The organism is Pseudotabrizicola sp. 4114, from assembly GCF_031457365.1.
Lineage (GTDB): Bacteria > Pseudomonadota > Alphaproteobacteria > Rhodobacterales > Rhodobacteraceae > Pseudotabrizicola.
The window spans coordinates 1-24418 of sequence record NZ_JAVDWP010000002.1; the positions used below are offsets into that span (position 1 = coordinate 1).

Sequence of the window (24418 nt, forward strand, 5' to 3'; positions counted from 1 at the left end):
GCGCGCATGCTTGCAACATGGAACGGCGCGACGCGGAATGCCGACAGCCTCCGCAAGGAAAACCGTTCCGCCCCGCAGACTTCTTCAGCAGCCTGTTAGATGGTATGGGTGGCCTTGATCTTCGCCCACTCCATCGTGCGGGTAATCAAGCCCACCACCGCGGCATCTCCGCAAGCCACCAGAGCGGAGTCGAGCGCTTTCGACAAAGCCCGATCACCCTTCAGTTGCTGCAGAGTCGCCTCCGGCTGGGTGGTCAGCATCGCAGCACAGATCGCCAAAAAGGAGCGCTGCACAAGCGGGTCCATCGGTTCAGGTCTGGCAATAATCGCTTTCCAGCCATCGAACGTATTGCCCGAAGCGACTGCCTTCTGCGGCAAGGCTTCTTTCAACTGAAGCTTCAGATCGGCAATCTCATCCTGCTGACGCTCAATTTCGGCCTGCAAGCTCTGGCAGTGCAAAAGCCAGAGATCTGCCAGAAAAGCCTTGGAGAGCTTTTCATCAGAGGGTGGAGATTGGGGCATCATGGTCTCCGCAAGACTCTGGTGAACGCTCATGCAGTCATGACCTTTCGGTTGTTCAACAATTCGTCAAAAAACGCTCGGTAGTTCTTTAACGCATCTTCCCCCAGAGCTGTAAAGTAGCGGCGCCACAAGTCCTTTTCCTGAGGCAAGGTCAGCTTCTGCTCAAGCTCCTGCAACGTGCTGAACTGGCTGTTATCCGGCAAGGGAATTGCGGGTATCTCGGTAGCAAAGCGCATGACCCTGCATCCAAGCGCCAGTGCTTCATAAAGCAGAGATGACGTATGTCCCACAATCAACGCTGCATCGGTGAAGTGAAGTTGCTCAGCCATTCCCGGATACCGCAACAGAATTTCGGCCTTGGGCAATGAAGGATGGAAGCGCACTTTGACCTCCAGCCCCCTGGGTTGCGCATAGGCCAGCACGGTCTCGATCATTTCAATGTTCTGGGCCTGAAACGGCTTTTGATCCAGAAACAGTGACACATAGGGTTGGGCAGGCTTCGCGCCTGGTGGTGGCGATGCATTGAAAATCAAGGGTTTTCCACATTCCACAATCCGGGTCGTGGGGTGGTGACGGGCAATCAGTTCAGATGTTTCCGGACCCCAGGAGAGAAAGTACTCGGACGGCTGATGCAGATAATTGATCTTGTTGACCGTATGATAATCGCCGTAGTCTACATAAAGGCCATGCTGCAGTGTCACCGTCGGAACGCCCATCGCGCGGAAATGCCGGGCAAGCAGGTGCTCAATCGGTTGCATATCAGCAAAGAAAACGACGGCTTTTGGCTTCGGCTGACTTCGGAAATGGTCAAGGATGTACTTGTACATGCAAGAACGGATGTATAGCAAACTTTGCTCAAATCCGTTCCTTGCATCAACAAGATCAAATAACTTCTTGTTGCTTATCAAAAATTTACTAGCGGCAAGATTCAGCCTTCCGTCGGAGCGGCGCTTTTTATAGTCCTGAACTGTAACGCATGGAAAATCGACATTATCGCGTACCAGCTCGAAAAATGTTCGGTAGTCATCTCTCACAAGGCTGCGAAAAAACACAACGCTATCCGCATCAATCTGTGGAAGATCGAAGTCACTGGTCATAAAATCCTTGTACCATGTCGCAAGAAGCCTTGATTTCTCAGCCTCCGTTCTTTGCGACAGGTAAAAATCGTCAGCAAACAGAATGTCCTTCCATGTTTCCCGTGACGACAGTAAATTCGCAGTCGACATTACATGCTCCTCGGTCAGGAAAACTTTTTCTCGAAATCAGGCCAGTTTTTAATAAATCCTTTCATGTATTTACTTTCCTTGATGTGCTCACCGTCCCCAAAGTAATCAAACTGAATTTTTAGACACTCCAGATACGGCCGTATCCCGGACTCAGAGCTGCCTCCTGCGAAAAACTTGCAGATAACCTGATCAATAAGACGGAACTTAGCGCCGGCTGTATACATTTTTACAAATTGATTGTAGTCAGCTGCATATCGGTAGGTTGTGTTAAATTCATTCCTCTTCAATGCATCACTTTTATACAGAATCGACTGATGACAGAAAGGCATTCCACTCACTATCTTTTCGATAGGCTGCCCCTTCTGGATCTGAGCAAGGGAATGACCCGCGCCATGGATATATTCACGATGACCATAAAATACGTCGCTCACATCATCCAGATTCGCGACCAACCTTTTCAAGGTGTCGGCTTCATAGAATGTATCACCCGCATTCATGAACAAACAAAAATCACCTGTGAACAAAGAGATGCCCTTGTTCATCGCATCATAGATTCCATTATCCTTTTCCGAAACCAATATGTCTATCGATTCAGAATTATCCGACAGAACTTGCTGAACAGCCTCTCCGGATCCACCATCTATAACTACATACTCAATGAAAGGATAGGTTTGGGACTTGATGCTGTCGATGGTTCGGGCCAATCCTTTAGGATCTTCGTAGACGACCGTTATCACAGAAACACGCGGAAAACTGAAGTAGTCCGGATTCTCTGCGGCAACAAGTTTCTGAATCGTATCAAGTGGAATAGTCGGGGAGTCTGGATGCTCAAGCCAGCGCCCGACATGCCGTGAGTAATATTCTTCCTTCTCTTTAGGATAGGCAATACCGGACCATTTTGATATCAGCTTTTGCCGATCGACCAGCTTTCTCTCATCATTATTGGACGATCTAATTTCAGGCGTCGCATCAAAATAATGTTCGACGAAAGACAGCTTTGAAGGGATGATTTCATATCCAGCAGCCCGGATTTTCAATGCCAGATCTGTATCAGAAAAATAGAAATGATAGGATTCATCGCAATACCCGACTTCCTCCATAGCCGCTTTCAGGAACAGACCATGATTGACATACAGGTTACCCAAATTTGAGGCGATGGCGTATTTTTTCCGAACAGGGTAGTCACGGAAGTAAAAGGCAACCCCTCCCAACTTCACGCCCTTCGCCAACTGTTCGTCGAAAAGTTCAACGCCGTTGTTAATCGCGCCCGGCACAATCAAAGAGTCATCGCTCAACATGCAAATGTATTGTCCGGACGCAGCTTTGAAGGCGAGGTTCATGAAATAGGCCCAGGGCTTACGCACAATTTGCTTGCCCCCCCATTCCCCCCGATTGTGCTGGATGATGGTGATAATATCCTTTTGCTGAACCAACCATTCCACCGTGCCGTCGGTAGAGCCACCGTCCACGACAATAATCTCGTACGACTGGTCATTCAGTTCCGCACGAACTGCCTCAATGCACAATTCCAGCAGTTTGCGGCGATTGAAGCTGCCGATCACCATGGATATTTTGGGATAGTCCATAAACTCAACCTTACTTCAGGTACGTGTTAAAATTTCCAGATTCGCAATGACCGAAAGCTGTTGCTCTCTGACATAGTCCTGCCACCCGACGACCTCTGACCAGCCCGACACAAATACAAAATCAAGCCCTGCTGCATGGGAAGCACGATGATCATAGGTGCTGTCACCCAGAAACAACGCCGGGCCGGTAATATTGCCTGATGTCAGTTCGCGTGACAGGATCTGATCCTTGTTATCCGGGCTGCCAAAGATCCCGCCATCAAACATGTCGGCCAGTCCACGCGCGGCAAAAACATCGCGCAGCTCTGCCTGATCGCCCCCTGACACAATCAGCCAGCGTGCCGCTCTGGTGCGTTGTCGCAAGTCTGCAAGACCGGGAGCAACCGCACACTGTGTCAGGCCATCGCGCACAGCTTCGGCATAGCGCGCGAGCAACGACGTCAGATCGGGGCCGGGCTGTCCGGCCGGAACGATTTCGGACAGAAAATGAGCGAACTTCTGATAGCGGGAGATGCCACCGTTGGCGACATGCCAGGCAACCAGCGCATTGGCCGCCGCATCGCCGTAGGGGAGGGCTGCGGTGCGGAATGCTTCTGTCTTGATCCGGTTTGAGTCCAGAATGACCCCATCGCAATCAAAAATCAGGGTCTGGTAGTGAATGAGATCCAAGGCCAGATACCTTTCGTATACGCTTTAAAGGTAGAATGCTGTTCAGACACCGACTACATGTACAGATACACAATACCTTCACATGGCAAGGCAGTACGCCCCGGTCTCCCCCGACCCGACACTCGCAGGCAGGCTGGTTGGCCTGACTTCAGCTACTTGCTGCAAGATCAATGTCAGAGGCTGCCCTATTCTTAGGCCGACGTGATGTTTGATAGCGTCTTCGGGGCGTGAAGACCAGTCTGATCACGACTTTTGCGCAGCAAACACTGATGGCAATCGTCTCGATTGACCAAATAACGGGCACAGGCCACGGTGCACAGGCAGCATTAACAATTTGTTAAGGTATTGAGCATCATAAGCAGATGCCGCCGGGCCGCTACTGCGACCCGGCGATCACCATTGCTTCGCGCACCCTGCCAAGGTCTTCCAGCGTATCAACCGCGATCGAGGCGCCCGAAAGTTCGATCATCTGAACCGTCCAGCCCATCTCCAGGAAGCGCAGAATCTCAATGTCTTCGGCGTTTTCATGCGTTGTCTTTGCCCCCCGCGCGGCAAACGCAGCAAGGGCTGTGCGCGGGAAGCCGTAAACGCAGATCTGTTTGCGGGAAAACACAAAGGTATCTGACTTCGTGCCGGGAATGGGCGCACGACTCATATACATCAGCTGGCCGTCCTCGCGCAGCACCACCTTGGGGATCGTCCGTGACCGGAATTCGCTTTCCTCGGTGATCGGCGCCCAGCCGTTGATGATCTGATCGGGCCGGGAGCAGCTCAGGTCGATAACCGCTTTGATGCTTTTTGCCGGCATCATCGGCTCGTCGCCCTGCAGGTTGATGTACACATCCCTGACCACCTTGGTCGCGAACTCGGCAACGCGATCTGTGCCGGTCAGGCAATCGGGCGAGGTCATGACCGCCTGCGCCCCGTATTTTGCGCAGACCTCCATGATCTCTTCGCTGTCGGTCGCGACGTAAACATGCTCCGCAGGTGCTGCTTCGATCCCGCGTTCCCAGGTGTGGATCACCATCGGCTTGCCCGCGATGTCCATAAGGGGCTTTTGTGCCAGCCGGGTCGAGCCCAGGCGTGCCGGAATAACCACTGCATAATCAGTCATGATTCACTCGGAGTAGAGGGGGGTATGGGCAAGCGTATAGTGGGTCGCGGTGACAGAACTCACTGGCAGCGCACTCTGGCTTTTGATCGACGCGATCAAGGCGTTTGTCTTGCGATAGCTCTCGGACATACCGTTGTACCCGTCAAACCCGGCCAGAAGCAATTCAGATGCCCCTGCCGCTTCCGCCAGTGCCCAGGCATAGGCCAACGCCTCCGGGGCCGGGATCGTGCAGCCTTTGGGACGCGCCGAAAACGGTGCATCCGCCTGCACACAGACACCATAATCGGTGACCGACGCTCGGCCCTGCATCTTGGAGTCCAGACTATCAGGCAGCATGCCAAGCGTGGAATACAGCGGCAGGGCATTCCACGACTTGTCACCAAGCAGGGCCATCATACGGGCGGGGTGAATGCAGACCACACCGTCAAAACTGGCCGGATCATGGTCTTCCAGATGATTGACCGCCAGAACGACCGCATTTCGCTTTCGTGCCAGTGCCATCACCGCATTCCAGTGCCGCACGGCCTGCGGCCCGCCCGCCACGATCATGACCGACCGCCCAGCCCAGAGCCCTTCGACCGAATCCCGCCCTTCGGGGGCATTCATCATCGCAGCCAAGGCGCGATCAACATTCGCAGCGCTGTAAGAGGTGGGCGCTTCGCCCCCGCTCAACGCAGCGATCATCACCAGAATATCAACCGGCTCGTAGCGGTTAGAGGCAAGCATCTGCTGCACATAGCTCGGGTGCAGCGAGCGCAGCCCTGCTTCATAGTAAAAGATGTTGGTTCCCCACCGGCACCGCTCTTTCAGCTTGGCCAGCCAGCCGGTCGCTGCGCGCTGAATATCCAGCAGATTAAAGGACTTAAGACCCATCTGGGCCATTTCAACCGAAAGATATTCGGTCTGCGTATTGCCCGCCCCGCGACCCATGCCGGTGACAGTGGCATCAACCCATGTCGCCCCGGCGCGCAGGGCCGCCATAGAGTTCGCGACGCCCAGTCCGATGTTGTCGTGACCGTGAAAGCCGATCGGCTTTGGCGACGACGCGCGGAACAGCGTCACGATGCGGGTCACATCGTCAACCTTCAGGTTGCCAAGGCTGTCTGCAAAATACAGCGCCTCAAACGGCACAAAGCGGGCTTCAACATCCTCGATCAAAGCGGTGATCTGGGCATCGTCCGCCTGCGAAATCTGCATGACGTTCAGGCCGACATCATAGCCAGCCGCCTTGAGCCAGGCCACCAGCTTGTCACAGGCCGGAATCTGCCCGATATGCGCCGCGATCCGCACCAGACTGACGCGGCTTTCTGCGGCGGGCACAAAGGCCGCCTCCATGTCCTGCAGCCAACGGTCCGACAGGTAGTCAGAGGCGTTGATCATCACGCCATACTGCACACCCTCGGGCAGTTCGAGCTGTTGCAGGACATCTTCACTTGTATAGGCAAAGGGGCCCAGAAACTTGGATTTTGGCGTGAAACGAAAGCCGATTTCAATAATATCGACGCCGCCACGCACCAGATTGTCGATGTAATCCTGTGCCTCCCGCAGCGAAAAATCCCAGTCGTTATAGTAACCGCCATCGCGCAAGGTACAGTCGAGCAGTTTGGGGGCTGCGGAAGTGATATCGTGCATTCAGAATACCAATTCTTTAAGTTAAAAGTGTGCGGCAAACGTAGCAGTATGCCTTTGGAAGATAAATCTGAAAATGAATGCGCGCCAGCCCCTCCGAGGCGCGCCTAGCCCCATGCCATTCAAAACCGCCAACAAACGCGCCCGGAACTCACGTCGTTCTTCGGCAACTGCCGACGATGGCCCTGCAGCGACCTCGTAGCACCGCAGGCGAACGATAGGCGACCCTCCACCCCCCAAACAAAAAGGCCCCCGCCGTTTCCGGCAGGGGCCAATGCTCAGGGGGACGCGTGTTCACACACGCGCCATCCTTACCAGTCTTCGCGGGCGACCACGCGGGTCAGGACCGGCAGCTTCATCGCGCCAAGGCGCAGGGCCTCACGTGCGATCACTTCCGACACACCGTCGATCTCGAACATGATGCGGCCAGGTTTCACCTTGGCTGCCCAGTAATCGACCGAGCCCTTACCTTTACCCATCCGCACTTCGGTCGGCTTCGACGACACCGGGACATCTGGGAAAATACGGATCCAGACACGACCCTGACGCTTCATGTGGCGGGTGATCGCGCGGCGGGCCGCTTCGATCTGACGCGCCGTCACACGCTCTGGTTCCGTGGCCTTCAGCGCAAAGGAGCCAAAGTTCAGCAGGAAGCCGCCTTTGGCTTCGCCGTGAATACGGCCCTTGTGCTGTTTGCGGAACTTAGTCCGTTTCGGTTGCAGCATCTTTCAATACTCCCTTACGCGCGTTCGCGGTCGCGACGAGGTTGACGCGGTGCCGCGCCCTCCTGTGCTTCTGCGTGACGGCGGTCATGCGCTTGCGGATCATGCTCAAGGATTTCGCCTTTGAAGATCCAGACCTTCACACCGATGATCCCGTAAGGGGTCGTTGCTTCGGACAGGGCATAGTCAATGTCGGCGCGCAGCGTGTGCAACGGCACGCGGCCTTCACGATACCATTCGGTCCGTGCGATCTCGGCACCACCCAGACGGCCGGCGACGTTCACACGAATCCCCAGCGCACCGATCCGCATGGCGTTCTGCACGCCGCGCTTCATCGCGCGACGGAAGGACACCCGGCGTTCCATTTGCTGAGCGATCGACTCGGCCACCAGCTGCGCGTCGAGTTCCGGCTTGCGGACTTCGACGATGTTCAGGTGCAGTTCCGACTTCGTGAACGCTGTCAGTTTCTTGCGCAGCGTTTCGATGTCGGCGCCTTTTTTGCCGATGATCACACCGGGACGGGCAGCGTGAATCGTGACGCGGCACTTTTTGTGCGGACGTTCGATGATCACCTTGCTGATGCCGGCTTGCTTGGCTTCTTCGTGAATGAATTCACGCATCCGCAGGTCTTCCAGCAGCAGGTTGCCATAGTCTTTCGACTCGGCAAACCAGCGGCTGTCCCAGGTGCGGTTGACCTGGAGGCGCATCCCGATCGGGTTAACCTTCTGTCCCATTATGCCGACTCCCCGGACTGACGAACCTTGATGGTGATTTCAGAGAACGGCTTCATGATCTTGCCGAAACGGCCCCGTGCCCGCGGACGGCCACGCTTCATCACAAGGTTCTTGCCACACCAGGCTTCGGCAACGATCAGGCTGTCGACGTCCAGGCCATGGTTGTTTTCGGCGTTTGCAATCGCGGACTGCAGACACTTCTTCACGTCAGCCGCGATGCGGCGCTTCGAGAAGGTCAGGTCAGCCAGTGCCTTTTCAACCTTTTTGCCACGGATCAGGCCGGCAACCAGGTTGAGCTTTTGCGGCGAGGTCCGCAGCATACGGCTGATCGCCATCGCTTCGTTGTCCGCCACGCGGCGCGGATTCTTTTCCTTGCTCATGGCTTACTTCCTCTTGGCTTTTTTATCGGCGGCGTGACCGTAATAGGTCCGCGTCGGCGAATATTCACCGAACTTCTGGCCGATCATTTCTTCGGTGATCGCCACCGGAATGTGCTTGTGGCCATTGTAGACGCCAAAAGTCAGACCGACAAACTGCGGCAGGATGGTGGAACGACGCGACCAGATCTTGATCACTTCGCTTTTGCCCGACTCGCGCGACTTTTCTGCCTTTTTCAGGACATAGCCATCGACGAACGGGCCTTTCCAAATGGAACGTGACATGGATTAGCGGCCCTTTTTCTTGGCGTGACGCGAGCGGAGGATGTACTTGTCCGTCTCTTTGTTCGACCGGGTGCGGTTGCCCTTGGTGCCCTTGCCCCACGGCGTAACCGGGTGACGACCACCAGAGGTCCGGCCTTCACCACCACCGTGCGGGTGGTCGATCGGGTTCATGGCGACACCGCGAACGGTCGGACGCACGCCCATGTGGCGCTTACGACCGGCTTTGCCGAGGTTCTGGTTCGAGTGGTCAGCGTTTGACACGGCACCGATGGTGGCCATGCATTCCTGACGCACCAGACGCAGTTCTCCCGACGACAGGCGGATCTGGGCATAGCCACCGTCACGACCGACGAACTGGGCATAGGTGCCAGCCGCACGTGCGATCTGACCACCCTTGCCGGGCTTCATCTCGACGTTGTGGACGATGGTACCGATCGGCATGCCCGAGAACGGCATGGCGTTGCCCGGCTTCACGTCGGTCTTTGCGCCAGCGATCACAGAATCGCCGACAGCCAGACGCTGCGGAGCAAGGATGTAGGAAAGTTCGCCGTCCGCGTATTTCACGAGGGCGATGAATGCGGTGCGGTTCGGATCGTATTCGATCCGCTCGACGACCGCTGCAATGTCGAATTTACGACGCTTGAAATCCACAATGCGGTACAGACGCTTTGCGCCGCCGCCCTTGTGCCACATCGTGATACGTCCGGTGTTGTTCCGTCCACCCGTCTTGGTCAAGCCTTCTACAAGGCCCTTGACCGGGCGTCCTTTCCACAGCTCCGAACGGTCGATCAGAACCAACCCGCGTTGGCCAGGCGTCGTCGGTTTGTACGACTTAAGTGCCATGCTTTCTGTCTTCCGTCAGCTAGAGGGTCTGTTGTTACAGACCCGAATTATAGGGCCCCGAAGGTCCCCGGTTTATAGGGCCCCGAAGGTCCCCGGTGGTATAATCTGTCTGTGAAACCTCACAAAACAGACTGATTCTGCAAAAAATCCACGGCCCCGGAAATCCGGGGCCGCGAGATTCGCTGGCTTCTATCAGAGGCCCGTAGAGACGTCGATAGTGTTACCCTCTTCGAGCGTAACATAGGCCTTTTTCTTGTCGGACCGCACGCCGGGACGACCTTTGAAACGCTTGGTCTTGCCCTTGGTGATGGTGGTGTTGACCGCCTTCACCTTGACGCCAAAGACTGCCTCGATGGCCTCTTTGATCATCGGCTTGGTTGCGTCCATATCAACCTGAAACACAACCGCGCCATGCTCCGAAGCCATGGTGGCTTTTTCGGTGATGATCGGCTTTTTGATCAGGTCGTAGTGCTGGGGTTTCGCGCTCATTTCAGACGAGCCTCCAATGCTTCGAGTCCTGCCTTGGTGATCACGAGTTGATCCCGCTTCAGGATGTCATAGACGTTGGCACCCATCGTCGGCAGCACGTCGATCCCTTCGATGTTGCGTGCAGCCAGAGCAAAGCCCTGATCCACAGCCGCACCGTCAATGATCAACACGCGCTTCCAGCCGAGTTCCTTCGCCTGTTTCGCCAGGATCGCGGTCTTGGCTTCTGCCATCGTCAGCGTGTCCAGGATGATCAGCTCACCCGCTTTGGCCTTGGCCGACAGCGCGTGACGCAGACCCAGAGCACGGACCTTTTTCGGCAGGTCATGCGCGTGGCTGCGCGGGGTCGGGCCCTTGACGACACCACCCTTGCGGAAGATCGGCGCCTTGCGCGACCCGTGGCGTGCGCCACCGGTGCCTTTTTGGCGATAGATCTTCTTGGTCGAATAGGACACTTCGGCGCGGGTCAGCGTCGAGTGTGTGCCAGCCTGGGCTTTCGCCCGCTGCCAGCGCACCACGCGGTGCAGAATGTCTGCGCGCGGGTCCAGCCCAAACAGGTCGTCGTTCAGATCGACCGAACCGGCTTTGCCGCCGTCGAGTTTCAGAACATCAAGTTTCATGCTTCACCGCCTTCGGACTTGGTGGTGGCCTCGTCAGCGCCTTCAGCAGGCTCGTTGCCCGCATTCAGTGCTTCTTCGGCTGCCTTGGCTTCCAGAGCTGCCTGTTCGGCGGCTTGTGCGGCCAGACGTGCTTCTTCAGCGGCTGCTGCTTCGGCTGCGGCGGCTTCGGCTGCTGCTGCAGCGGCTGCTGCTGCCGCCTTGGCTGCGGAACGCAGCGCGGCCGGGATGATCACAGTGTCCGGAACCGGCTTCTTCACCGCGTCCTTGACCGTCACCCAACCACCTTTCGATCCGGGGACCGCGCCTTTGACCATGATCAGACCACGGTCGGCGTCGGTACGAATGACCTGCAGGTTCTGCGTGGTCACGCGCACGGCACCCAGATGGCCCGCCATTTTCTTGCCTTTGAACACCTTGCCGGGGTCCTGGCACTGGCCGGTCGACCCGTGCGACCGGTGCGACACCGACACACCGTGCGACGCCCGCAGACCGCCAAAGTTGTGCCGCTTCATCGCACCGGCAAAACCTTTACCGATCGAGGTGCCGGCGATGTCAACGAACTGACCGGGGAAGTAGTGGTCAGCGGTGATTTCTTCACCGACATCGATCATGCAATCGTCCGTAACCCGGAACTCTGCCACTTTACGCTTCGGCTCGACCGAGGCTTTGGCAAAGTGGCCGCGCATCGCAGCCGAGGTCCGCTTGGCTTTGGCCGAACCGGCGCCGAGCTGAACAGCCGTATAGCCGTCCTTGTCAGCGGTCCGCTGAGCCACAACCTGCAGATTGTCCATATGCAGAACCGTGACCGGAACCTGCTTGCCATCTTCTAGGAACAACCGGGTCATGCCCAGTTTCTTCGCAATAATACCAGAGCGCATCTGTTTGTGCCCCCTTATACTTTGATTTCGACGTCAACGCCGGCAGCCAGGTCGAGCTTCATCAGCGCGTCCACGGTCTGCGGGGTCGGATCGACGATATCGAGAAGACGCTTATGCGTGCGGATTTCCCACTGGTCACGCGACTTTTTGTCGATGTGCGGACCACGGAGAACCGTGAATTTCTCAATCTTGTTCGGCAGCGGGATCGGCCCGCGAACCTGTGCGCCTGTGCGTTTGGCCGTGTTGACGATTTCCTGGGTGCTGGCGTCCAGCACGCGGTAATCGAAGGCCTTCAGGCGAATGCGAATGGTCTGACCTTGCATTTCTTGTTCCTTCGGAACGTAGACGGGGCAACATGCCCGGCCCATAGGTTCACATTTGTGGATGGTCTGCGGCGCGCCCAGGGTATGGGCGCGCCGCGTGTCGTTATACTGTCATACCGCCTTTGGAAAGGCGATTCGCGCAGATCAGGCGAGGATTTTCGAGACCACGCCTGCGCCGACGGTACGGCCGCCTTCGCGGATGGCGAAGCGCAGTTTTTCTTCCATCGCGATCGGGGCGATCAGTTCGACGTTGAACTTCAGGTTGTCGCCCGGCATCACCATCTCGGTGCCTTCGGGCAGCTGGACCATGCCGGTCACGTCGGTCGTGCGGAAGTAGAATTGCGGACGGTAGTTCGCAAAGAACGGCGTGTGACGGCCGCCTTCTTCCTTGGTCAGGATATAGGCTTCGGCTTCGAACTTGGTGTGCGGGTTCACCGACTTCGGCTTGCACAGCACCTGGCCACGTTCCACGCCTTCACGGTCGATGCCGCGCAGCAGCACGCCGACGTTGTCGCCAGCCTCACCACGGTCCAAGAGCTTGCGGAACATCTCGACGCCGGTGCAGACCGACTTCTTGGTGTCGCGGATGCCGACGATTTCGACTTCGTCGCCAACGTTGATCACGCCACGCTCCACGCGACCGGTGACAACCGTACCACGACCCGAGATCGAGAACACGTCTTCGATCGGCATCAGCAACGGCTGGTCCACGGCACGTGCCGGGGTCGGGATGTAGCTGTCAACAGCCGCCATCAGCGCGCGCACGGAATCTTCGCCGATGTCCTTGCGCTCACCGATCATCGCCTGGTGGGCCGAGCCCTTGATGATCGGAATGTCGTCGCCCGGGTAGTCGTAGGACGAGAACAGCTCGCGGATTTCCATCTCGACCAGTTCGATCAGCTCTTCGTCATCAACAAGGTCAACCTTGTTCATGTAGCAGACCATGTACGGAATGCCGACCTGACGCCCCAACAGGATGTGCTCGCGGGTCTGCGGCATCGGGCCGTCGGAGGCGGCACACACCAGAATGGCGCCGTCCATCTGTGCGGCACCGGTGATCATGTTCTTCACATAGTCGGCGTGGCCGGGGCAGTCGACGTGCGCATAGTGGCGCGCTTCGGTCTCATATTCCACGTGCGCGGTCGAGATCGTGATCCCACGTGCCCGCTCTTCCGGCGCGCCGTCGATCTGGTCGTAGGCTTTGAAATCGCCGAAATACTTGGTGATCGCCGCCGTCAGCGTCGTCTTGCCGTGGTCAACGTGGCCAATCGTGCCAATGTTGACGTGCGGTTTGTTCCGTTCAAACTTTGCCTTTGCCATCTGGGCAACTCCTCATTCATGTATCGGATGCGGCGGGGTCAACCCCGCCCTACGGGACTGGTAGGGCGGGGATCCCCCCGCCACACCGTTAAGCGTATTTCTTCTGGATCTCGTCCGAGATGTTCTGCGGCACCGCGTCGTAATGGTCGAACTCCATCGAGAACACCGCACGACCGCTCGTCATCGAGCGCAGCGTGTTGATGTAGCCGAACATGTTCGCCAGCGGGACCATCGAAGAGATCACGTTGGCGTTGCCGCGGCTGTCCTGCCCGGTCACCATGCCCCGACGCGAGGTCAGGTCGCCGATGACGCCGCCGGTGTATTCTTCCGGGGTGACGACTTCGACTTTCATGATCGGTTCGAGCAGTTTCGCACCGGCTTTCTTCAGACCTTCGCGCATCGCGGCACGGGCCGCGATTTCAAAGGCCAGAACGCTGGAGTCAACATCGTGGAACGCGCCGTCAATCAGCGCCACCTTGAAGTCGATCACCGGGAAGCCCGCCAGCGGACCGGAGTCCATCACCGACTTGATGCCCTTTTCAACGCCAGGAATGTATTCCTTTGGCACCGAACCACCCACAACCTTGGCCTCGAACGAATAGCCTTCGCCCGGTTCCGTCGGCGAGATGATCAGCTTCACGCGTGCAAACTGACCCGTACCACCGGTCTGTTTCTTGTGCGTGTAGTCGATTTCATGCTCGCGCGAGATCGTTTCGCGATACGCCACCTGCGGCGCGCCGATGTTCGCCTCGACCTTGAACTCGCGACGCATACGGTCGACGAGGATGTCGAGGTGAAGTTCGCCCATGCCCTTCATGATCGTCTGGCCCGACTCGATATCGGTTTCCACACGGAAGGACGGGTCTTCGGCAGCCAGACGGGCAAGTGCTATGCCCATCTTTTCCTGGTCGGCCTTGGTCTTCGGTTCGACCGCAATCTCGATCACCGGGACCGGGAAGGTCATGGTTTCGAGAACGACAGGCTTTGCCGGATCACACAGCGTATCACCAGTGGTGGTTTCTTTCAGACCGCCAAGCGCAATGATATCGCCAGCAAACGCTTCGGCGATTTCTTCACGTTCGATGGCATGCATCATCATCATGCGGCCAACGCGCTCTTTGCGCTGCTTGGTCGCGTTCAGCATGCCGTCGCCCTTGGCCAGCTTGCCCGAATAGATCCGGGTAAAGGTCAGCGAGCCAACGAAGGGGTCGTTCATGATCTTGAAGGCCAGCGCCGAGAACGGCTGGTCGTCATCGGCCGAACGGGCGATGTTACGGGTTTCTGTCTCGTCACCCGGCGCAAAGCCCATGTAGGGCGGCACATCGAGGGGCGAGGGCAGATAGTCGATCACGGCGTTCAACAGCGGCTGCACGCCTTTGTTCTTGAACGATGAACCAGCCATCACCGGGATGAAATCGATGGCCAGCGTGCCCTTGCGGATCAGCTCGCGCAGCTTTTCCGGGGTCGGCTCAACGCCTTCCAGATAGGCTTCCATCGCTTCGTCATCCTGGCCCACTGCTGTTTCCAGCAGGTTCATGCGCCATTCGTCGGCTTCGTCTTTCAACTCGGCACGGATCGGCTGACGGGTCCAGGACGCGCCCAGATCTTCGCCCTCGTAGGTCCATTCTTCCATGGTCACGAGGTCGATGATGCCTTCGAGCTTGTCTTCGGCACCGATCGGCAGAACGATCGGAACAGCATGTGCCCCGGTCCGGTCCTTGATCATGCGCACGCAATTGAAGAAGTCAGCGCCGGTCTTGTCCATCTTGTTGACGAACACGATCCGCGGAACCTTGTAGCGGTCAGCCTGACGCCACACGGTTTCGGTCTGCGGCTCAACGCCTGCGTTGCCGTCCAGAAGAACGACAGCGCCATCAAGAACGGCCAGCGAACGCTCGACTTCGATGGTGAAGTCGACGTGTCCGGGGGTGTCGATGATGTTGAAGCGGTACTTGTCTTTTGCAGCGTGATCCAGACCCGCATCAATGGTGCGTTCCCAGAACGTAGTGGTCGCAGCCGAGGTGATCGTGATCCCGCGCTCTTGCTCTTGTTCCATCCAGTCCATCGTTGCGGCGCCATCATGCACCTCACCGATTTTGTGGGATTTGCCTGTGTAGTACAGGATACGCTCGGACGTGGTGGTCTTGCCGGCATCAATGTGAGCAATGATGCCGAAGTTACGATAGCGCTCAAGCGGATAGTCGCGTGCCATGTGGACCCCTTACCAGCGGTAGTGGCTGAACGCTTTGTTTGCGTCGGCCATCTTGTGGGTGTCTTCGCGCTTTTTCACAGCGGTACCACGGTTGTTCACCGCGTCCGAGAGTTCAGCAGCCAGACGTTCTTCCATGGTGTTTTCGTTGCGCTTGCGGGCAGCGATGATCAGCCAGCGGATGGCCAGAGCTTCGCGGCGCTCGATGCGCACTTCGACCGGAACCTGATACGTGGCACCACCGACGCGGCGCGAACGCACTTCGACGGAGGGTTTCACGTTTTCCAGCGCTTCATGGAAAGCCTGGATCGGTTCGCGCTTCAGACGGGTTTCCACACGGGAAAGCGCGCCATAAACGATTGATTCTGCAACGGATTTCTTTCCGTCCAGCATCAGGTTGTTCATGAACTTGGTCAGAACCCGGTCACCATACTTGGCATCGGGCAGGATTTCGCGTTTTTCAGCGGCGTGACGACGAGACATGTTTCAAACCCTCACTTCGGACGCTTCGCGCCGTATTTCGAACGACGCTGACGACGATCTTTAACGCCCTGGGTATCCAGAACACCGCGCAGGATGTGGTAACGCACACCCGGAAGGTCTTTGATACGGCCGCCACGGATCAGAACCACAGAGTGCTCCTGAAGGTTGTGCTTTTCGCCGGGGATGTAGCAGATGACCTCAAAGCTGTTGGTCAGGCGCACTTTGGCGACTTTCCGCATAGCCGAGTTCGGCTTCTTCGGGGTGGTGGTGTAAACGCGGGTACAAACACCGCGCTTCTGGGGGCAACCTTCCAAGTGCTGCGACTTGGACTTGCGCACGTTAGGCTCCCGCGGTTTGCGGATGAGCTGCTGAATAGTCGGCATTCACGTTCCTCGTGTTGCTGTCAATACTCGCCCCGAACGGCGGGGCACTGCTTCTCGACGTGTGCCATGCGCGAATCGCAAAGCACAAAACCGCAATCATCCCCAGCGCAGGGATGACGCGGTGGACTTCCAGAGGATCGGGGCTTTTGACCCGGATCTTGACCACATCAAGCATTCTGGCTCCGAAATGCCGATCTCTCCGCATGTCAGATTAGCGGGCGTATAGGGGGAGTCGCATGCGATGTCAACAGCAGCACCCTTGCTGCACAGGGCGCAGTCAGGTCAGACGTGCCCTGACCTTGCGCTCCCGCCACAGGGTAAAGATGCCCGTCGCCACCACCAGCCCCGCCCCGAACAGGGTCAGCGGGTCCGGCAGGGTGCCAAAGGCCAGCCAGCCCAGAACGATCGCCCAGATCAGCGCCGTATAGCGGAACGGGGCGACGAAACTGATATCGCCGACCCGCATCACCATGACCGAGAACAGATACCCGATCACCAGCGCCACCGCCGCCGCCGCCACCAGCACCCCCTGCCCCGGGGTCAGCGCCACCCAGCCGGTCCCCAGACTGGCCAGCGCCGCCACGCCCGTCACCGCCGCCGAGGCCCAGACCGCGATCATCACCGACGGCACCGCCCGGCTGACCGAGCGTGCGGCAAGGTCGCGCACCAGCACAAAGGCCACCGACCCCAGCCCCATCAGCGACCAGATGTCAAACCCATCCGGTCCGGGGCGGATGATGATCAGCACCCCGGCAAAACCGATCAGAATCGCCGTCATCCGACGCCAGCCGATCGTCTCCTTGAAGATCAGCGCCGCCGCCAGTGTCACCGCAAGCGGCAGCGCCTGCATGATCGCCGACAGGTTGGCCAGCGGCATCTGGACCAGCGCCGCCAGAAACAGCACCGTCGATACGACTTCGGCTGCACAGCGGATGCCGATCATTACCGCGTCACGCCGGGGCAGTCGCGGCTTCCACTGACCCAGTGCAATCGCCAGCCCGATCAGCCCCAGCAATGTCAGCCCGCCCCGCATCGCAATCGTCTGAAACAGCGGCACCTCTTGCGTCAGTGCCTTCATCGCGGTGTCATTCAGCGTAAACGCCGCCATCGCCACCATCATGTAGACCGCGCCACGCGCGTTGTCTGAAAGCTGCATCCCGGTCTCCTGCCCTGCCCCCTGCTTAGGCCGCGCCTCCGCTCCCGGAAAGGGGCAGAGATGTGACGGGTACAATCTGCGGTAATGGCTGCGCCCCAGGCGGCACTGGCCAGCCCCGCTTCAGCTGATAAGGTGACTTCTGACAAGCCCGGGGGCACAAGATGCGGTTCTTCGATTTTTCGTCCTGGCAGGGAATTCTGACCACCCTTCTGGGCCTGACCCTGATCACCCTGATCGGGGTCGGCATTCGGGTGGTGATGATGCTGACCCTTCAGCAGCGCCAGCAGCGCATGAACCGGCAGATCAACGAACGGCTGAAAACCCTGATCGCCGCTTACAAGGTGCTGGGCGGCTCCTTCACCGGGCAGCTGACTGTCAATCCGGCGCATCTGCGCGACCTGCGCAGCCAGCCCGAGGCAGAGGGCGAACCCTCACCAGACAATGAGGCTCCCGGCATGGACCGCGCCCGCCGCATCCGCGACGCGGTCGAGGGCGCCCTGTCGGACATCCTGCTTCTGGGCACCGAAGAGCATGTGCGGCTGGCCGGGCAAGCTGCCCGCGACATGGTGGCCGGGCGGCCGATTCACACCGCCGAACTGGTCACCTCGCTGCGCACCTATGTCCGCCGCGCGCTTGACCTCGACCCCGTGCCGCCAGAGGTGGAGATCCCGTCGCAAGGCCCGACCCGACCGCAATCGGGCAGCAGCGGCCGGTCTGGCGGACGCAGCGGCGACACCGCCCGGGGAACTGGGGGCGGCGGTGGTGGAGGCGGTGCAGGCAGCGGCGGCATGGGCATGGGGATGGGACTGGGCGGCCGCAGGGGCGAAGACAGCTGAACCGGGGGAGCCACTCTCCCACCTTGGCGACACCCTCAATCGCCTCGCAGCCCCGCGGAGAAAACCGGCCAGCCTCGCCCCTGCTCCGCCCGGTGCAAATGAGTATTTTCGCCAAGATGAAATGCCGTCGCAGTCTTCCTGACAAAACAACTCCCGTGCGGAGTGGCTATCCGGACCGGGATATGCAAAGGGGGCGGGACACCGGTCCCGCCCCCTCTTCCTGCCAGCCTCGCGCTTAATGCGTGGCGCCAGAGCCGCCAACGGCGGTGATGGTATAGGGCACACCCTCCACCGGGATCTTGCGCACCTCGGTCAGCGTCTCGGTCGAGATCAGCCGGACCAGACCCTGCAACGGGTCGGTGATGGCAATATGATCACCCGCCACCGCCAGACGCGGGCGCGGGTCGCGCCAATGACCATCCATCGAATAGGGCTCGGTGACCGTCACGCTCTGGGTGATCTCGCCGGACAGGATGTCCAGCAGGTGCAGCTGGCCGTCTTCGGTCAGGATATAGGCGTTGCGGGCAATCGCGGGATCCAGCGCGAAATCGACCCGACGGGTCGGCAGCTCGATCTTGCGGAACGGGGCGTCGCTGCCCGGCTCGATCAGCACCACGGCAGAACTGCCGTAATTGCCAAGGAAGAACTGCAGCGCCTTGCCGCCTGTCAGGGTCGAGACATTGCCCTCGCCCAGATCAGCGGTCGGCAGATGCTCCAGCACCGGGGCCGCGCCGCCCTGACCCGGGGTCGCGATCACCACGCCATCCTTGCAGCCAAAGGCAAAGACACGCGCCGATTGCGACTGCCCGTGGACAGCGGGGCAATTCACCACTTCACCAACCTGCGCGCCAGCCTTGTCGATGACCTTCAGCCCGACACGCGGCTGCTCGGGGTCATCATGCGGCACCGAGACCACCAGATAGTCGCCCATCGGCGCCGCCAGCCCGTGATGCGCCGCCCCCGGCGACAGCGTCACCGGCGCAAAGCTGCCGTCCAGCAGCGTGCTTTCCGCAAACAGCGTCACATCGCCGGTGCCGTCGTCAAACAGCGCGATCTGGCCCGAGCCTTCGACCACATGCGCAGGTTTGGTGCCCGTGAGCACCAGATCCAGCAGCGCCGGGTCTGTCACCGTGATGTCGGCATGATCGCCGTGATCCTCCAGCGCGATGCCGGTGTCGATCACCGCCACCTTGCCGACATCGCCCTGCACCGCAAACACCGTGCGCCCGCTGGCACTGGGGGTCAGCGCCGGGGTCATGTCGATTTCGAACGTCGCCAGAGCCTCGCCGCTTTCGGCGTCGATCGCCCGGACAATCCCCTCGGCATGGTCGCCGATGAACAGACGATAGTGGCTGTCCGCTTCGTCATGCGCCACAGCCGCGCCTGCCGCCAGAACGGTAAGGGCGGCAGAGGCCCAGAGTCGTGTCGTTACAGATGATATGCGGGTCATTCCCACCTCCGGATTTGTCATTGCCCGGATTAGTTATAGTATAACATATCTTTCCGCCAGAGGTGATTTCCCCGCCAGTGCCCGCGCCAAGAAGCGACGGCCCGGGAACAGGCAACGCATCGCCCACGGGATCGCCGTGAAAGAGTAAAGAACTCGTTAATCCCGCAGGGTCAACATATTGTTTTTACGAGATTTCATATTCTGTAACACAGGGGAAAAACGAAAAACCCCCGCCAGCATCACGGCTGGCGGGGGCTTGCGTGTCAAAGAAACCGAGGCTTAGTCGCGGCTCTCAAACGGGTCGACCAAGCCGACCTCTTTCTGCATCACGTCCTCCATCGGAGCGGCCAGAGCAGCGGCTTGTTCCGCCTCTCCCCGACGCGCTTCGATCACATCGGTATCCCGATCGGCCGCGATCTTCTTGACCTTGCTGGTGGCCCCGCCGGTGCCTGCCGGGATCAACCGGCCGACGATGACGTTCTCTTTCAGACCGACCAGTTTGTCGCGCTTGCCCTGAACCGAAGCCTCGGTCAGAACCCGCGTGGTTTCCTGGAACGACGCCGCCGAGATGAACGAGCGGGTCTGAAGCGAGGCCTTGGTGATCCCCAACAGCACAGGTTCGGCTTTCGCCTCGCGCATGCCACGGTTGCGGGCCTTCAGGTTCTCTTCGTCCAGCTCGATCTTTTCGACCTGCTCCCCTTTGAGCAGCGTGGTGTCGCCGCTTTCCAGGATCTCCAGCTTTTGCAGCATCTGGCGAACGATCACCTCGATGTGCTTGTCGTTGATCTTCACGCCTTGCAGTCGGTAAACATCCTGCACTTCGTCGATCATGTAGTTCGCCAGCGCCTCGACACCCATGATACGCAGGATGTCGTGCGGAGCGGGGTTGCCGTCCATGATGTAGTCGCCCTTCTGGACAAAATCACCTTCCTGAACCGGAATGTGCTTGCCCTTGGGGATCATGTATTCCACGGCGGTCATCGTCTCATCCACGGGTTCAACCGTGATGCGGCGCTTGTTCTTGTAGTCTTTGCCAAAGCGGACGTAGCCATCCATCTCGGCGATGATCGCGTGATCCTTCGGACGACGGGCTTCGAACAATTCGGCCACGCGGGGAAGACCCCCGGTGATGTCCTTGGTCTTGGCACCTTCGCGCGGAATCCGGGCCACCACGTCACCGGGTTTGATATCCTGCTGGTCTTCGACCGACAGGATCGCATCCACTGACATCGGATAGCTGATCGGATTGCCATTGTCGCCACGCACAGGCTCGCCGGTTGCCGGGTCCATGATGATGACTTCCGGTTTCAGATCGTTGCCCTTTGGCGCGGAACGCCAGTCGGACACGATCTTCTGGGTCATGCCGGTCGCATCATCGGTGTCTTCGCGGACCGAGATCCCCGAAACCAGGTCGACGAACTTCGCCACACCGCCCTTTTCGGCGATGATCGGCAGGGTGTAGGGGTCCCATTCGAACAGCTTGGCGCCACGCTTGACCTCGGCCCCGTCCTTGACGTGGATTTTGGAGCCGTAGGTGATCTTGTGAACGGCGCGTTCCTGACCGGCATCGTCGATGATCGCAATCGACATGTTCCGGCCCATCACGATCAGTTCCTTGTTCGCGTTTTCCAGAAGGTTCGCGTTACGGAACTCGATCTTGCCTTCCTGGCTGGCTTCGAGGAACGATTGCTGACCACCCTGAGCAATACCGCCGATGTGGAAGGTCCGCATCGTCAGCTGGGTGCCCGGCTCGCCAATGGACTGGGCGGCGATGATACCGACCGCTTCACCACTGTTGACCAGCGTACCACGGGCAAGGTCACGCCCGTAGCACATGGCGCAAACGCCCTCTTCCGCTTCACAGGTCAGTGGCGAACGGATGCGCATGACCGCAACCCCGGCCTGATCAATCAGGTCGGCGCGGCGCTCGTCGATCAGCTCGCCTGCCCCCACCAGCACCTCATCGGTGCCGGGAACCAGCACGTCATCAGCCGAAACCCGGCCAAGAACGCGGTCTGCAAGGGTCTGGATCACTTCACCATCGTTGACGGCGGCTTGGGCCGTGATCGCCCGGTCGGTGCCGCAATCATGGGCCCGCACGATGCAATCCTGCGCCACATCCACCAGACGGCGGGTGAGGTAACCGGAGTTTGCCGTCTTCAACGCGGTATCCGACAGACCCTTCCGGGCGCCGTGGGTCGAGTTGAAGTATTCAAGAACGGTCAGACCTTCCTTGAAGTTCGAGATGATCGGCGTTTCGATGATCGCGCCGTTTGGCTTCGACATCAGACCGCGCATCCCGCCCAGCTGTTTCATCTGGCTGACCGAACCACGCGCACCGGAGTGTGCCATCATGTAAACCGAGTTCGGTTCCTGCTCGGCGCCATTCTCGTCAAACCGGGGGGCCGAGATGGTGGACATCATGGCTTCGGTCAGCTTGTCGTTACACTTCGACCAGGCATCGACAACCTTGTTGTACTTTTCGCCCTGAGTGATCAGGCCGTCCATGTACTGTTGTTCGAATTCCTTCACCTGATCGCGGACTTCGCCGACGATATCCCACTTGTTTTCCGGGATCAGCATGTCGTCCTTGCCGAACGAAATGCCGGCCTTGAACGCCTCACGGAAGCCCATCGTCATGATCTGGTCGCAGAAGATGACCGACTCTTTCTGACCGCAATAGCGGTAGACGGTGTCGATGACGTTCTGCACGTCTTTTTTCCGCAACAGGCGGTTGACCAGATCGAACGGAGCCTTGGCGTTCAGCGGCAGCAGGTTGCCCAGACGCAGACGGCCGGGTGTGGTTTCAAAGCGCTTCCACACTTCGTTGCCATGCTCGTCAATCTGCTTGATACGCGCCTGAATCCTGGCGTGCAGGTGGACGGCACCGGCGGCGAGGGCGTGTTCGACCTCATCCACGTTGGTGAACATCATGTCCTCGCCGACCATGCCTTTGCGTTGCATGGTGGTGTAGTACAAACCAAGGACCATATCCTGCGACGGCACGATGATTGGCGCGCCGTTGGCGGGCGACAACACGTTGTTGGTCGACATCATCAGAACGCGCGCTTCCAACTGGGCCTCAAGGCTCAGGGGCACGTGAACAGCCATCTGGTCACCGTCGAAGTCCGCGTTGAAAGCGGCGCAGACCAACGGGTGCAGCTGGATCGCCTTGCCTTCGATCAGGATCGGCTCAAACGCCTGAATGCCCAGACGGTGCAGCGTCGGTGCCCGGTTCAGCAGAACGGGGTGTTCGCGGATGACTTCATCCAGAATATCCCAGACCTCGGGACGCTCTTTCTCGACCAGCTTTTTCGCCTGCTTCACGGTGCTGGACAGACCCTTGGCCTCCAGCCGCGAATAGATGAACGGCTTGAAAAGCTCCAACGCCATCTTTTTCGGCAGACCGCACTGATGCAGTTTCAGCTCCGGCCCGGTCACGATGACCGAACGGCCCGAGAAGTCAACCCGTTTGCCAAGCAAGTTCTGACGGAACCGGCCCTGCTTGCCCTTGAGCATGTCGGACAGCGATTTCAGCGGGCGCTTGTTGGTGCCGGTGATGACCCGGCCACGACGGCCGTTGTCGAACAGCGCATCGACAGCTTCCTGCAGCATCCGCTTTTCGTTGCGCACGATGATATCGGGCGCACGCAGTTCGATCAGCCGCTTCAGGCGGTTGTTGCGGTTGATGACGCGGCGGTACAGGTCGTTGAGGTCAGAGGTCGCAAAGCGGCCACCATCCAGCGGGACCAGCGGGCGCAGTTCCGGCGGGATCACTGGCAGAACGGTCAGGACCATCCATTCCGGACGGTTGCCGGATTCGAGGAAGCTCTCGACGATCTTCAGACGCTTGATGATCTTTTTCGGCTTCAGCTCGCCGGTCGCCTCTTTCAGCTCCTCGCGGAGCGTGTCGGCAGTCTGTTCCAGATCAATCGCGGCCAGCATTTCTCGGATCGCTTCGGCGCCGATATTCGCGGTGAACGCGTCAGCGCCGTACTGGTCCTGCGCGTCGAGGAAATCTTCCTCGGTCATCAGCTGACCATAGGTCAGGTCGGTCAGACCCGGCTCGATCACAACGTAGTTTTCAAAGTACAGAATGCGTTCCAGATCGCGCAGCGTCATGTCCAGCATCAGACCGATGCGGCTTGGCAGCGATTTCAGAAACCAGATGTGCGCGACGGGTGCTGCCAGTTCAATGTGGCCCATCCGCTCGCGGCGGACTTTTTGCAGGGTGACTTCCACACCGCATTTTTCGCAGACAACGCCGCGATATTTCATGCGCTTGTATTTGCCGCACAGGCATTCGTAATCCTTGATCGGGCCAAAGATCCGGGCGCAGAACAGACCGTCGCGTTCAGGCTTGAACGTGCGGTAGTTGATGGTTTCGGGCTTCTTGATCTCGCCGAACGACCACGACAGAATCCGCTCTGGCGAGGCCAGAGAGATCTTGATCTCGTCAAATGTCTTGACGGGCGCAACCGGGTTGAACGGGTTGGTGCTGAGTTCCTGGTTCATTTCAATTCCTGAGAATAAGGGCGGCGGGGGAAGGTGCAGGGCGGGGTGAACCC

Annotated in this window: 23 protein-coding genes; 1 reads left to right on the top strand and 22 read right to left on the bottom strand. The window is 58.8% G+C overall.

What is annotated here, in order from left to right:
* Positions 1 to 95: 95 nt before the first annotated feature.
* The 20 genes from J2X53_RS04565 to J2X53_RS04660 all read right to left on the bottom strand — a co-directional run bounded on the left by J2X53_RS04565 (position 96) and on the right by J2X53_RS04660 (position 17564).
* Complete coding sequence (locus tag J2X53_RS04565) at positions 96 to 554, bottom strand: hypothetical protein (RefSeq protein ID WP_349036311.1); 459 nt, start codon at positions 552 to 554, stop codon at positions 96 to 98.
* Complete coding sequence (locus J2X53_RS04570) at positions 551 to 1747, bottom strand: hypothetical protein (protein WP_349036312.1); 1197 nt, start codon at positions 1745 to 1747, stop codon at positions 551 to 553. Before J2X53_RS04570 ends, J2X53_RS04565 begins: the two co-directional genes overlap by 4 nt.
* Before the next feature lie 14 nt (positions 1748 to 1761).
* Positions 1762 to 3333 carry a glycosyltransferase gene (locus J2X53_RS04575; RefSeq protein ID WP_349036313.1) on the bottom strand — a complete coding sequence of 524 codons (1572 nt, stop codon included), beginning with the start codon at positions 3331 to 3333 and terminating at the stop codon, positions 1762 to 1764.
* Between the two features lie 15 nt (positions 3334 to 3348).
* The gene (locus J2X53_RS04580; protein ID WP_349036314.1) at positions 3349 to 4002 is read right to left on the bottom strand and encodes an HAD family hydrolase; all 654 of its coding nucleotides are present in this window, start codon (positions 4000 to 4002) and stop codon (positions 3349 to 3351) included.
* A gap of 376 nt (positions 4003 to 4378) precedes the next feature.
* The gene (locus J2X53_RS04585) at positions 4379 to 5116 is read right to left on the bottom strand and encodes a 3-deoxy-manno-octulosonate cytidylyltransferase (RefSeq protein WP_349036315.1); all 738 of its coding nucleotides are present in this window, start codon (positions 5114 to 5116) and stop codon (positions 4379 to 4381) included.
* 3 nt (positions 5117 to 5119) lie between these two features.
* Positions 5120 to 6748 carry an aldolase catalytic domain-containing protein gene (locus J2X53_RS04590; protein ID WP_349036316.1) on the bottom strand — a complete coding sequence of 543 codons (1629 nt, stop codon included), beginning with the start codon at positions 6746 to 6748 and terminating at the stop codon, positions 5120 to 5122.
* A gap of 308 nt (positions 6749 to 7056) precedes the next feature.
* Positions 7057 to 7470 (bottom strand): 50S ribosomal protein L16, encoded by a 414-nt coding sequence (rplP, locus tag J2X53_RS04595; protein ID WP_100195933.1) that lies wholly within the window; start codon positions 7468 to 7470, stop codon positions 7057 to 7059.
* A 14-nt stretch (positions 7471 to 7484) separates the two neighbouring features.
* A complete protein-coding gene (gene rpsC, locus J2X53_RS04600; protein ID WP_118149337.1) occupies positions 7485 to 8201 on the bottom strand; it encodes a 30S ribosomal protein S3 in 717 nt (238 codons plus the stop codon).
* The gene (rplV, locus tag J2X53_RS04605; RefSeq protein ID WP_103334346.1) at positions 8201 to 8581 is read right to left on the bottom strand and encodes a 50S ribosomal protein L22; all 381 of its coding nucleotides are present in this window, start codon (positions 8579 to 8581) and stop codon (positions 8201 to 8203) included. Before rplV ends, rpsC begins: the two co-directional genes overlap by 1 nt.
* Before the next feature lie 3 nt (positions 8582 to 8584).
* Complete coding sequence (gene rpsS, locus J2X53_RS04610) at positions 8585 to 8863, bottom strand: 30S ribosomal protein S19 (protein WP_103334345.1); 279 nt, start codon at positions 8861 to 8863, stop codon at positions 8585 to 8587.
* A 3-nt stretch (positions 8864 to 8866) separates the two neighbouring features.
* Positions 8867 to 9706, bottom strand: coding sequence for a 50S ribosomal protein L2 (gene rplB / locus J2X53_RS04615; RefSeq protein WP_100195929.1), 840 nt, complete (start codon positions 9704 to 9706; stop codon positions 8867 to 8869).
* 192 nt (positions 9707 to 9898) lie between these two features.
* Positions 9899 to 10195 (bottom strand): 50S ribosomal protein L23, encoded by a 297-nt coding sequence (locus tag J2X53_RS04620; RefSeq protein ID WP_103334344.1) that lies wholly within the window; start codon positions 10193 to 10195, stop codon positions 9899 to 9901.
* Positions 10192 to 10812, bottom strand: a complete 621-nt coding sequence (gene rplD / locus J2X53_RS04625; protein ID WP_349036317.1) for a 50S ribosomal protein L4 — start codon at positions 10810 to 10812, stop codon at positions 10192 to 10194. Before rplD ends, J2X53_RS04620 begins: the two co-directional genes overlap by 4 nt.
* Entirely contained in the window at positions 10809 to 11690 is an 882-nt protein-coding gene (gene rplC, locus J2X53_RS04630; RefSeq protein WP_349036318.1) for a 50S ribosomal protein L3, read from the bottom strand. Before rplC ends, rplD begins: the two co-directional genes overlap by 4 nt.
* A 14-nt stretch (positions 11691 to 11704) precedes the next feature.
* Entirely contained in the window at positions 11705 to 12013 is a 309-nt protein-coding gene (rpsJ, locus tag J2X53_RS04635) for a 30S ribosomal protein S10 (RefSeq protein WP_023666234.1), read from the bottom strand.
* Between the two features lie 144 nt (positions 12014 to 12157).
* On the bottom strand, positions 12158 to 13333 hold the full coding sequence (gene tuf, locus J2X53_RS04640; protein WP_349036319.1) for an elongation factor Tu: 1176 nt from the start codon (positions 13331 to 13333) through the stop codon (positions 12158 to 12160).
* Between the two features lie 88 nt (positions 13334 to 13421).
* Positions 13422 to 15545, bottom strand: a complete 2124-nt coding sequence (gene fusA / locus J2X53_RS04645; RefSeq protein WP_349036320.1) for an elongation factor G — start codon at positions 15543 to 15545, stop codon at positions 13422 to 13424.
* Between the two features lie 9 nt (positions 15546 to 15554).
* A complete protein-coding gene (rpsG, locus tag J2X53_RS04650) occupies positions 15555 to 16025 on the bottom strand; it encodes a 30S ribosomal protein S7 (RefSeq protein WP_118149333.1) in 471 nt (156 codons plus the stop codon).
* A gap of 11 nt (positions 16026 to 16036) precedes the next feature.
* Positions 16037 to 16408, bottom strand: coding sequence for a 30S ribosomal protein S12 (gene rpsL, locus J2X53_RS04655; RefSeq protein ID WP_103334339.1), 372 nt, complete (start codon positions 16406 to 16408; stop codon positions 16037 to 16039).
* A 277-nt stretch (positions 16409 to 16685) separates the two neighbouring features.
* Positions 16686 to 17564, bottom strand: coding sequence for a DMT family transporter (locus J2X53_RS04660; RefSeq protein ID WP_349036321.1), 879 nt, complete (start codon positions 17562 to 17564; stop codon positions 16686 to 16688).
* A gap of 161 nt (positions 17565 to 17725) precedes the next feature.
* Between J2X53_RS04660 and J2X53_RS04665 the strand changes: the two genes are divergently transcribed.
* Positions 17726 to 18400, top strand: a complete 675-nt coding sequence (locus tag J2X53_RS04665) for a hypothetical protein (RefSeq protein ID WP_349036322.1) — start codon at positions 17726 to 17728, stop codon at positions 18398 to 18400.
* A 235-nt stretch (positions 18401 to 18635) separates the two neighbouring features.
* On the opposite strand, the gene J2X53_RS04670 is transcribed toward J2X53_RS04665, so the two are convergent.
* Positions 18636 to 19850 (bottom strand): hypothetical protein, encoded by a 1215-nt coding sequence (locus J2X53_RS04670; RefSeq protein ID WP_349036323.1) that lies wholly within the window; start codon positions 19848 to 19850, stop codon positions 18636 to 18638.
* A gap of 279 nt (positions 19851 to 20129) precedes the next feature.
* Positions 20130 to 24365: a DNA-directed RNA polymerase subunit beta' gene (gene rpoC / locus J2X53_RS04675; protein WP_349036324.1), complete on the bottom strand. Its 4236-nt coding sequence runs from the start codon at positions 24363 to 24365 to the stop codon at positions 20130 to 20132.
* Between the last annotated feature and the right edge of the window lie 53 nt (positions 24366 to 24418).